This window comes from Sporolactobacillus shoreicorticis (genome assembly GCF_024125445.1).
GTDB classification, from domain to species: Bacteria; Bacillota; Bacilli; order Bacillales; family Sporolactobacillaceae; genus Sporolactobacillus; species Sporolactobacillus shoreicorticis.
The window spans coordinates 1-9,701 of the sequence record NZ_JAMXWM010000051.1; the positions used below are offsets into that span (position 1 = coordinate 1).

General features: G+C 43.4%; 13 protein-coding genes. 5 read left to right on the forward strand and 8 right to left on the reverse strand.

What is annotated here, in order from left to right:
- Window positions 1-32: 32 nt before the first annotated feature.
- From NIE88_RS21400 to NIE88_RS21430, 7 genes are all read right to left on the reverse strand, one after another.
- Complete coding sequence (locus tag NIE88_RS21400) at window positions 33-599, reverse strand: biotin transporter BioY (RefSeq protein WP_253065590.1); 567 nt, start codon at window positions 597-599, stop codon at window positions 33-35.
- Window positions 600-776: 177 nt separating this feature from the next.
- Window positions 777-917, reverse strand: coding sequence for a hypothetical protein (locus NIE88_RS21405; RefSeq protein ID WP_253065591.1), 141 nt, complete (start codon window positions 915-917; stop codon window positions 777-779).
- 220 nt (window positions 918-1,137) lie between these two features.
- Window positions 1,138-1,668 (reverse strand): ImmA/IrrE family metallo-endopeptidase, encoded by a 531-nt coding sequence (locus NIE88_RS21410; RefSeq protein ID WP_253065592.1) that lies wholly within the window; start codon window positions 1,666-1,668, stop codon window positions 1,138-1,140.
- Between the two features lie 184 nt (window positions 1,669-1,852).
- The gene (locus NIE88_RS21415; protein ID WP_253065601.1) at window positions 1,853-2,743 is read right to left on the reverse strand and encodes a metal ABC transporter substrate-binding protein; all 891 of its coding nucleotides are present in this window, start codon (window positions 2,741-2,743) and stop codon (window positions 1,853-1,855) included.
- Window positions 2,744-2,793: 50 nt separating this feature from the next.
- On the reverse strand, window positions 2,794-3,624 hold the full coding sequence (locus NIE88_RS21420; RefSeq protein WP_373689476.1) for a metal ABC transporter permease: 831 nt from the start codon (window positions 3,622-3,624) through the stop codon (window positions 2,794-2,796).
- A 14-nt stretch (window positions 3,625-3,638) separates the two neighbouring features.
- A complete protein-coding gene (locus NIE88_RS21425; RefSeq protein ID WP_253065593.1) occupies window positions 3,639-4,352 on the reverse strand; it encodes a metal ABC transporter ATP-binding protein in 714 nt (237 codons plus the stop codon).
- Window positions 4,353-4,867: 515 nt separating this feature from the next.
- Window positions 4,868-5,446 (reverse strand): helix-turn-helix domain-containing protein, encoded by a 579-nt coding sequence (locus NIE88_RS21430; RefSeq protein ID WP_373689477.1) that lies wholly within the window; start codon window positions 5,444-5,446, stop codon window positions 4,868-4,870.
- A gap of 144 nt (window positions 5,447-5,590) precedes the next feature.
- Between NIE88_RS21430 and NIE88_RS21435 the strand changes: the two genes are divergently transcribed.
- Together NIE88_RS21435 and NIE88_RS21440 are read left to right on the forward strand one after the other, a co-directional pair.
- Window positions 5,591-6,283, forward strand: coding sequence for an AzlC family ABC transporter permease (locus NIE88_RS21435; protein WP_253065595.1), 693 nt, complete (start codon window positions 5,591-5,593; stop codon window positions 6,281-6,283).
- The gene (locus NIE88_RS21440; RefSeq protein ID WP_253065596.1) at window positions 6,276-6,593 is read left to right on the forward strand and encodes an AzlD domain-containing protein; all 318 of its coding nucleotides are present in this window, start codon (window positions 6,276-6,278) and stop codon (window positions 6,591-6,593) included. The genes NIE88_RS21435 and NIE88_RS21440 overlap by 8 nt, the downstream gene beginning before the upstream one ends.
- A 66-nt stretch (window positions 6,594-6,659) precedes the next feature.
- On the opposite strand, the gene NIE88_RS21445 is transcribed toward NIE88_RS21440, so the two are convergent.
- Window positions 6,660-7,868 carry an MFS transporter gene (locus NIE88_RS21445; protein ID WP_253065597.1) on the reverse strand — a complete coding sequence of 403 codons (1,209 nt, stop codon included), beginning with the start codon at window positions 7,866-7,868 and terminating at the stop codon, window positions 6,660-6,662.
- Window positions 7,869-8,169: 301 nt separating this feature from the next.
- On the opposite strand from NIE88_RS21445, the gene NIE88_RS21450 reads away from it, so the two are divergent.
- The 3 genes from NIE88_RS21450 to rpmF all read left to right on the forward strand — a co-directional run bounded on the left by NIE88_RS21450 (window position 8,170) and on the right by rpmF (window position 9,637).
- Window positions 8,170-9,156: a helix-turn-helix domain-containing protein gene (locus tag NIE88_RS21450; protein WP_253065598.1), complete on the forward strand. Its 987-nt coding sequence runs from the start codon at window positions 8,170-8,172 to the stop codon at window positions 9,154-9,156.
- 136 nt (window positions 9,157-9,292) lie between these two features.
- Complete coding sequence (locus NIE88_RS21455; protein WP_253065599.1) at window positions 9,293-9,412, forward strand: putative metal homeostasis protein; 120 nt, start codon at window positions 9,293-9,295, stop codon at window positions 9,410-9,412.
- A gap of 45 nt (window positions 9,413-9,457) precedes the next feature.
- Window positions 9,458-9,637, forward strand: a complete 180-nt coding sequence (rpmF, locus tag NIE88_RS21460; protein ID WP_253065600.1) for a 50S ribosomal protein L32 — start codon at window positions 9,458-9,460, stop codon at window positions 9,635-9,637.
- Window positions 9,638-9,701: the final 64 nt, after the last annotated feature.

The following is a 9,701-nucleotide window of genomic DNA, read 5'->3' on the forward strand; positions in this document are numbered from 1 at the left end:
GCGCCGTAGGAGAGCTGTTTTTTTACTCATATTTAAGCTGCTGTTTGCTGCTTGCCTGATTTCAAGAATCCAAATTTAGTCAGACGCTGGCGGACCTGAATGCCGACCACACTGGCGATGACTGCTTTAACCACACCTACGATAAGGAACGGATAAACTCCGGCAGCCCATGCCTTTGTCCAGGAAAGATCAAGTATGAATTTCAGCTGAAGTGTGCCAATCGCTAAAGTGACAAACATGCCGATGATATTGGCGACAATCGCCATCGTTGTGCTGAATTTTGTATGTTCAAGAATCAGTCCGGTTACAAATGCGCTTAGAATGAATCCGATAATGTAGCCGCCGGACGGCCCAAGGATAACACCGAATCCGCCGCTCATTCCTGCAAAAACAGGAAGGCCGATGGCACCGAGTCCAGCGTAAACAATCATCGACGCTGTGCCATACCGGCTCCCCAGAATCGTAGCCGTCAATCCGACAGCGAGTGTTTGCCCACTGATCGGAATAATGGGCAGTGGAATGGTGATTTGCGCGAGAATGGCAGTAATCGCCGCAAATAGTGCACATAAAATTAAGTTCTTTAATCGTGTATGATTCATACTCATTGACTCCTTTAATTATTGTTAACTTTTATAGATAATAAGTTAACATATATTGGGACAAATAGCCATAGAAACTTTTATTTTTTGAGTTGCCAGAGGACTTTTTCTGTGAGAATGAAAAAAAGCTTGCCAATTGGGCAAGTTATTGATCAGGACAATTTATGGCAAACAGGGTTACAGCTTGTTATATAGCTGGTGAATCCATTTCCAAATCGGTTTATCTTTTTTGACTGCCGTACATCGTTCAGCAGCCTTCTGATCATGAATACCGTCGATGGACATCTGATGAAAATATCGATTGACAGCTTTAATCACTGATTGTTCATCCTCACGATAAGACACTGTAATCACTTACCCTTTCTTTTACTTTTAGGACACTGCTAAATTTGACTGTTGCTTTCCGCCTCAGGCATTTGTTTTCATGGGCGTTCCGTCTGTCTCGTGATGGCTGCGCTGCCTTATTCCTTCCCAGACGATGGAATTGGGAAAGGCAACAAATTATTAACGGAGTCCTTACTTGAATAAAATCATTCATTTACCCAACATTATCCTTTGGTAATAAATGATTCGATGAATTTCTTGAGTGCTCAGATTTTAGTTGTTTTATCCTTGCGTGTACCTGGTTTTGCGGAACATCTAATTGTTGGGAGATATATGCTATCGATTTTTTATTTGTGAGGCATTTATTTAGAAAATGTTCGGGAATCATGAGACAACGTGCAAACTCATCAGCTTCACATTCTTTGCGATTTGTTGTGCCCAAATCAGTTGCATAGGTAATATGGCAGTGCATGTGTACATGCTCCTGATCGGAGAGATGAAGAAAAAAGTGGGCAAGCAAATGAGCGAGAAAAAAGCGCTGATGAGTCAGATCCCAATTGCTCGCCAGGTAAAAAATAATCCCTTGATGCTTTGATTTACGTATCATGCCGAAACGGTCGGAGAACTCACAGTCAGAATGGAATACGATAATTTTTTCTTTGGAAGCGATGAGAAACGGATCAACGGGGAAGTGGTTTTCGAGACCATAACGCAGAAACAGTTCTTTGATTTGATGATCAAACATAGAAACAAACGCCTCCATTTATTGATTTAATGAAACGATCAGGGAAAGGTAGCGGTCTAAGTTAATATTGCATCAAGGAAACATTGTTGTCAATAGATAACAAAAATTCATTCAAGAAATACATGCGTCAATGAATAAAAAAAGCAGCTGCACTCATTTCGAGAGCAGCCGCTTAATGAAAGGATTATTTACTCAAGCCTTCAGAAATGTGATCCAAATTCCATTTGATCATATCGTAGTAGGTGTCACCCGGCTTGCCTTTCTTTGCAAGGGAATCGGTAAAGATCTTGCTGTAGATCTTAATGCCGGTTTCTTTAGATAAAGTCTCCATACTTTTCGGATTTACACTGGTTTCGACAAAGAGGTGCGGAACCTTATGCTTCTTGATAATGCCGATAATCCGCTTCATTTGGTCGGGGGTACCCTGTTCCTCGGTATTGATTTCCCAGATATATTCCGGATGCAGGCCATAGGCGCGCGAGAAATATTTAAAGGCACCTTCGCTTGTAATCAGATAACTTTGCTCGTCAGGAATTGCCGCCATTTTTTCTTTCGCTTCTTTATCCAAGTCCTCAAGCTTTTCCACATAGGCATCTGCATTTTTATGATAATCCTCTGCATGGTCCGGATCTTTCTTTGCCATTTGCTTCTCCATATTTCGGATGTATTTAATTCCGTTTTGAATGTCTAGCCAGGCGTGCGGATCCAGCTGGTTTTCCTGCCCTTCCGATTTCAGGTGGATGGGTGTAACGCCTTTGCTTACTGCAAAAATGTTCTTATTATAATCGCCGCTTCGTCCGGCACTGTCAATCATTTTCTTGAACCAGCCGTTGCCTACTTCGAGATTGAGGCCATTATAGAAAATCAAATCTGCTTTAGAGACGCTTTTTGCATCGGTTGGCAGTGGCTCATACTCGTGTGGATCTGTGCCGATCGGTACGATGCTGTGAATGTCAACATGATCCTTGCCGACTTCCTTGGCCATGTCGTAAAGAATCGAGTTTGTGACCACAATTTTCAAGTTACTGTCTTTGTTTCCAGATGAATTTCCACAAGCGGAAAGTGCGAAAATCATGATGATACCAAGAACGAGAACAAGACTGCGACTAAACTGACGCAAATGAATCACTGCTCCTTTTTAAAAATAAATTGATTTTTTTTAGAAAAGACAAAGGCGATACAAAACATAACGGTTGCACTGACGACAATCGTCGCTCCTGATGCCAAGTTGTACGTAAAGCTGAAATAAAGGCCGATCACTGAGCTGATGATACCGAATAGGGCAGCCAGAACAATCATGCGGCTCATTTTGTCGGTCAGCAGGTAAGCAGTGGCGGCAGGCGTAATCAACATTGCCACAATCAGAATGACTCCGACCGTTTGCAGAGAGACAACGGTCATCAGTGTCAGGAGCACCATCAGAAAATAATGAATAACCTGCGTATTGATTCCATAGGTCTGAGCAATGGTTTCATCAAATGAGCTGACAAGCAGCTGCTTGTAAAAGAGTGCCACCAGAATGATAACGAGAAGCGTGACGATTAATGTAAGGATGAGATCGTGCATCGTTACCGCGAGAATATTTCCGAATAAAATATGGTAGAGATTGGTTGAACTTTGGACAACGGTAATTAAAATCATGCCCAGAGCTAAAAAGGAACTCAGGATAATCCCGATCGACGTGTCACTTTTGATCGGGCTTTTCCTGCTGATAAAGCCCATGCAAAGTGCGGCGAAGATACCGCAGAGGGTCGCGCCGATAAAGTAATCAATGCCAAGCATGAATGAGATGGCGACACCGGGGAGTACGGCATGCGAAATGGCGTCGCCCATCAGTGACATACCTCTCAGAATAACAAAGGAGCCAATCACGCCTGATCCGATGCCCACCAGGACTGAAGTGATGAGCGCCTGCTGAAGAAAACGATAGTTCATGATGTCTGAGAAGAATTCCAATGACTGCACCTCCTTTAAAAGTTGATTTCCGCGCCGTAAAAATGCTTGAGCTGTTCGCCGGTAAACACATTTCCTACTTCGCCGTAAACGATATGATCCGAATGCAGCAAGACCACATCATCGAAGTAATTTTTGACCGTACTGAGGTCATGATGAACAACAACAAACGTTTTCCCCTGACGGTTCATGTCGCGAACTAAATCCATAATGATTTGCTCACTGACAACGTCCACACCGGCAAACGGTTCATCAAGGAAAAAGATATCGGTTTCTTGAACAAGCGCGCGGGCGATAATCGCGCGTTGAAGCTGACCGCCGGATAATGCGGCAATCTGCCGCTGTCCAAGATCGCCTAATTTGACCGCTTCCAGCCATTTTTGTGTTTGGGCTTTTTCTGCTTTTCCCGGTCTCTTAAATAAGCCGAGGGATGGGTAAGTTCCCATCATAACCATGTCAAAAACGGTGATCGGGAACGTTAGATCGATGGATTGTCTTTGCGGGACATAGGCAATGGTCAGGCGCCATTTTTTCGGATCGGCTTCGCCGCTGTCCATCGTAATCGTTCCGGAGGACATCGGGATCAGGCCAAGTACGGCTTTCATCAGTGTTGATTTTCCTGCTCCGTTTGGGCCAATGATCCCAGTTACTTTTCCGGGCCGAATGGATACCGAAACGTCGTTTAGCACACGCCGCTTTCCGTAATAAACGGATAAATTTGAGATCTCCATATCATTCTCCCCTGAAAGATTAATAGTTGAAAGACATAAAGTTTCTATGGGGAAACTTTGTTAGCCTAAGTATACCCGATAATGATTTTCATTGTAAAGCGGAATCTTTACCATTTAGCCATCTTCTTGAAGTGATACACCCAACGTTATAAATGATTAAAACCGGAAAAACGTATTGATCACGGCTTTCCGGCTTTTGAAGAGACCGTTTATTCCATTCTTGATTTCAAAATATCGCTTAATGAGATTTTGTTAATCGTTCGTTTTTCAAATAAGCGTGCGATTTCTCCTTTGGCTAGGTCAAAATCTATATTTTTAGTACATGCAAAGGTACATCGCCTGATTGATCGCTTTTATTGACCTTCTTAACATGAATAAACGTTGGGCTACTCTCCCTTGTCTTCATTGATCTGCTCAATTAAAATGATTTAGAATGTTTACGATTTGTACGAAAAGGAGCGGTTAAAAGCCCCATCATCCATTTGAGATGATGGGGCTGAGCCGTTTAGAAACAGTTACATTGAATGGTAGGAGATGACAAAGTGTAAGATCGCCAGGGTTGAAGAAGGATTCATGTATTTGTGATCCAAATCACCTTTAAACTTAATGGAATCATATTCATTTAAATGATAGATTTTGCCGCCGACTTCTACTTCCAATACCCCGGCCATGACGGTGACGTATTCGTTTACGCCAAATTGATGTGCGGAAGACGGGTACTCAGAATTCGGCTGAAGATAACCACGGTATAATTCATAGAGGCCATGCGATTGGAAGAGGGGCTCGGCAACAAAAACCTTGTCGGGGCTCATTAATTTCATGCTGTCTTCTTTGCGTGCGATTGATACATCAGACTCTATGGACAGAAGCGCACTGACCGGGATATTCAGTCCGTTCGCAATCTTCCAGATGACGGATAGCGTTGGGTTGCCGTCCCCTCGCTCAACATTCATTAGAGTAAGTTTGCTGATACCGATCTTGTTTGCCAAATGCTCAAGACTCATGCCTCGGCTTGTCCGTAACTGGCGCAGATTGGCTCCGACTCGCTTTCCGGCATCTCCGTCTTCCCAAGCGTTGTTTTTCAAGGAAATCATCTCCTTGGTATATTTTAATAGACAAAAAGTAAATTTATATATACTTGATGGGGCGATTATATTATAATATACAATAAGTTAATTTTAGTATACTATTTTCGGAATTTATTCACACGGAAAAAATAGAGAAGCGAGGTAATGAAGATGCTTCATCAGAAAAAATCAACGGTAAAAACGGCGTGCGTAGAAGCTTTTCCGCTTGCCATAGCTATTGCCGCATATGGTATGTCCTATGGCGTTTTGGCTATGCAGGTTAATTTTAGTCTGCTCACAACGGTAGCCATGTCTGTATTTGTCTTCTCCGGATCTGCACAGCTGGTTACAGTAGCGATGCTTGCTGGCGGGGCAGGTTTAACCAGTGTGCTGCTTACGGTGATCCTGCTTAATTTACGAAATCTGCTTTATGGCGCGGCACTTGCCGAAGGAATCGAACCGGCGAAAAAATGGACGCGGCTGCTGGCATTTGGTGTAACAGATGAACCGTTTGTACTTGCCAGTGCCCGATTCAAAAAGGTGGGACCGGATCCAACCTACTTTGCGGTCGTGGCCGCCATTTTTTATATTGCATGGATCTTTGCTTCATTTTTTGGGGCACTCATCGGCAATCAGCTTGATCCACAGAAATGGGGTCTTGATCTTGCGTTTCCGGTTACTTTTGCAGCGCTGCTCGTTCCTGGATTGAAAGGGAAGCCGGTCATCGGTACCGCTCTGACGGCGGTAATTCTGGCACTCTGCCTCGAAGGGTTCAAACCGGGCAATGAATTGACGATTATTCTCACAGGCCTTCTCGCGCCGCTTGTCGGACTTTTTATTCATAGGAGGACAAGCCATGCTTAATCAGTGGATTCTTATTGGCACGCTGGCTGTTGCTACCTACCTATCCAGAATTGTCGGCATTGCCTTCATGGCGCATCGAAACATGAATCCGACCTTACGTCTGTATTTTAACTATGTGCCGATCGCCATTATCACTGCATTGCTTGTCAAACAGGTGTTCATACCGACAGGTGGCAGGCTGATGCTCTCATCCCCTGTTTTGATCAGCTGTTTCGTCGCTGCCATAAGCATTTCCCTGACGAAACGCTTCCTGCCGTCAGTCGTTCTTGGTGTAATTATTGGATTGGTTTGCCGTCATCTGATTTTCTAACAAAAAGAAAGAAGAGATTGCACGCGTGCAATCTCTTTTCGCACTAGAAACTCTTTTGATCATTTATTATTGAGTGAATGCGGGTTCCTCTGCTTTATCTGCTGCGCGACTGATAATAAATGTAATGAAGGCAGCGATAATAATCGCGAGAAACACGTAAAAAGGCAGTACATAATTTATTTCATAAAGTACGGTGCCAAGAATAGGGGCGACAATTCCTGAAATTCCTTGAGTCATGGCGACAATTCCGGAAACAATCCCCTGATGTTCTTTGGAGACACACAGAGAGCACCCCGCGGACATAGCGGTCAAGCCGAAAGCAAGGCTGGCACCGACAAAGATAAAACTGGCGGCAAACAGGAGGTAGGAATGAGTGAATGCCATGATTAGGAGCGCCGCAATCATGAAGATCGTGCCGACGATGATCAAGCGTGTCGGTTGCCAGTTCAATACTTTCATTTGAAGAATCTGCGTCACGATAAGCGCAGTGCCCATGACAAAGAATAAAATGGATGCCTGCCCGGCGCTTGAAACATTAGAATAACCGAACACATCGTGGAGCAAGAGCGGCATGACGAGCTGCACCATGACCATGACAAGCATGGTACTGCATCCGAGCAGCAGCCAACTGATTAACTGAAAGGAGAATACTTTGGAACCGCGAATTTTCTCATGTCCCGCGACGCCCACAGGTTCTGTCCGGGGGAGTGCTTTGATCAAATAAAGACCGGTGAGGACTGAGATAGCGATGGTCATGTAGAAAGGAATGAATAGAGAACCAAGTCCCGACAGCAGCCCTCCGATCACGGGACCAAGAACCATGGCTAAACCGGTCGCAAATCCGAGAAGAGCCATTCCTTTCGCTCGAGAAGCCTGATCGGTGATATCCGCCATCAGCGCATTGCCCGCTGACGGCATGGCAGGCAAAAAGATGCCCAAAACAATCCGTCCGAGAATTAAGAAAACAAAAGCAGTCATGACAAATTGTCCTTGAATCATAGAGTAGCCAAAAAGTGCAATGTACAGCACATACGTGATCCCCACACCAAGCATTCCGGTGATCATGATTTTTTTACGTCCGAGTGTATCGGATAATTTTCCCCAGAGCGGTCCACCGAGCATCATACTTAAAGAACCGACGGATACCATTAAACCGGTTTGACTAGGAGAAAGGTAAGCAATTTTAGAAATGGGAACAAGCACAGGCATGGTGATGTAAATGGCTAAATAATTGATAAATGTCGCGAGGAAAAGATTATTTTTGGTTCTTGACATACGGTCGCCTCCATAGTTATTTTTCTATACGCCAACAATATTTCGTTTGGGAAATTATACTGTATTTGATATTATAAATCATGATCAGCTGTTGCTCAGAAAGAGATACTCCCACTTTTTTTACGCGTGTTCATGCTCTTTTCACCTCTTTATTTATCTTGTTTCATCACGTTATTCTGTATATAATGAAAATGGTTCTCATTTATGATAGAGTTCAGTCCTTAATAACGTCAATAAAATTTGCGGATGTTCGTCAGTTAGCGGTCTTTTTTCGTCCGCTGACGGCAGGGGAGAGAATCACATGGATAATATAATCAAAGAAATGTATGAACCATGTCTTTTTCAGAGCGGATTTTTTCGAGACGAAAAAAAGAATAATTGTTATAAACGAGAAGGAATCTGCTACACATTGGATCAGGAAAAAGGGAGAGGCTCATACTGGGTTTATACGTATAAAAATTTGTTCGCGGTCTCTATTCTGGACTTTGAATTAACAGAGGATTGGTTACTGGAGTTTAGGCAGCCTCGATTTTTGAGCATCAGTTATATCGAATCCGTATCCGCGGAACAGTTGAGTCCTTGCAGACGGCTGCTTTGTTCCGGCCTCAGGAGCCACTATGGCAATGGTGAACTTTTTCGTGCACTTTATCATAAAAATGTTCCGATGCGCTGCGTAAGTATTGAAATTATGCCTGAGTATTATGAGGATTATTTGCAGCAGCGCTATCCTGATGAATACGCGAGTCCTCAAGATGCGTTTCTCAATCTCGACCAGTCCATGAACGCTCCTGAATTGATCTTTCTTTTTAATCAGATTATGCATTTTTACGGCGACGGCATTTCTGCGGGATTATTTTACGAGAGCAAGGTGGCAGAATCCATTTCACTGATCGTGCAGAAAATGAAACAGAGTACGTCTGCCCGCTTGTTTACCCCCATATCTGCGCAGGATCAGGAGCGCTTGGCTCAGGTGACGGCTTACATTGACCATCACTATGCCGATGAGATTCATGTAGCAACGCTTGCGAAAATTGCCTGTATGGGAACAACAAAATTGAAGTATACCTTTAAAAAAATATATCAGTCGACTATTTTTGACTATGTTATCAAAAAAAGAGTAAACAAAGCGAAAAAACTTCTTGAGGCTACTGATTTAAGTATTCAACAGATCGCGGGTATCGTTGGCTATAAAAAACCCGGGAGTCTTACAGAAGTGTTCCACAGACAGACAGGCATGACACCGCGCGACTATCGCAAATGGGCGGTGACAATAGCGAACAATCGTTAAATTTTTTGTGATTAATCAGCGTTCATTCTGGTTGCTTTTTGTGGCCTTTTAAATTATTATAAAACGTAATGATTACTATTTGCCGGTGCCTGTAAGATCATTCCGTTGGTGTGGTTCACAGAAAGGAGTCGTACACATGCCAAGTAAAAGCGTACTTTCGAGCGCAAGACGAGAATTAAAAAGCCCGAATAAGAAAACACATCGCAGAGCTTTAAAGGCGATTAAAGAGGCCAAACGAATAAAAAAAGGTTTATGATATCCGGTCATCAACAATACATTTTTTGAAAGAAGGAATGGAACAATGGCTGTACCGAAAAGAAGAACATCTACAACACGTAAGAAGAAAAGAAGAACAAATCAAGGTTTAAAGGTTCCAGCGCTGTCGCGTGATCCGCAAACCGGTGAGTATCATCTTTCTCACCGTGTCAGCAAAGACGGCACGTACAAAGGTGAACAAATAATTGAACCGAAAAATGAATAAAGATTAGAATGAAAAGACGGCGCGTCCATTCCATTTCGAATAGGCGAGTCGTCTTTTTTTACAA

Bases quoted from the DNA above. Each gene is read 5' to 3' on its own strand.
- NIE88_RS21400 (WP_253065590.1), bottom strand. From the start codon at position 599: ATGAATCATACACGATTAAAGAACTTAATTTTATGTGCACTATTTGCG.
- NIE88_RS21410 (WP_253065592.1), bottom strand. From the start codon at position 1,668: ATGTTTGATCATCAAATCAAAGAACTGTTTCTGCGTTATGGTCTCGAA.
- NIE88_RS21415 (WP_253065601.1), bottom strand. From the start codon at position 2,743: ATGATTTTCGCACTTTCCGCTTGTGGAAATTCATCTGGAAACAAAGAC.
- NIE88_RS21425 (WP_253065593.1), bottom strand. From the start codon at position 4,352: ATGGAGATCTCAAATTTATCCGTTTATTACGGAAAGCGGCGTGTGCTA.
- NIE88_RS21430 (WP_373689477.1), bottom strand. From the start codon at position 5,446: ATGATTTCCTTGAAAAACAACGCTTGGGAAGACGGAGATGCCGGAAAG.
- NIE88_RS21435 (WP_253065595.1), top strand. From the start codon at position 5,591: ATGCTTCATCAGAAAAAATCAACGGTAAAAACGGCGTGCGTAGAAGCT.
- NIE88_RS21440 (WP_253065596.1), top strand. From the start codon at position 6,276: ATGCTTAATCAGTGGATTCTTATTGGCACGCTGGCTGTTGCTACCTAC.
- NIE88_RS21445 (WP_253065597.1), bottom strand. From the start codon at position 7,868: ATGTCAAGAACCAAAAATAATCTTTTCCTCGCGACATTTATCAATTAT.
- NIE88_RS21450 (WP_253065598.1), top strand. From the start codon at position 8,170: ATGGATAATATAATCAAAGAAATGTATGAACCATGTCTTTTTCAGAGC.
- NIE88_RS21455 (WP_253065599.1), top strand. From the start codon at position 9,293: ATGCCAAGTAAAAGCGTACTTTCGAGCGCAAGACGAGAATTAAAAAGC.
- rpmF (WP_253065600.1), top strand. From the start codon at position 9,458: ATGGCTGTACCGAAAAGAAGAACATCTACAACACGTAAGAAGAAAAGA.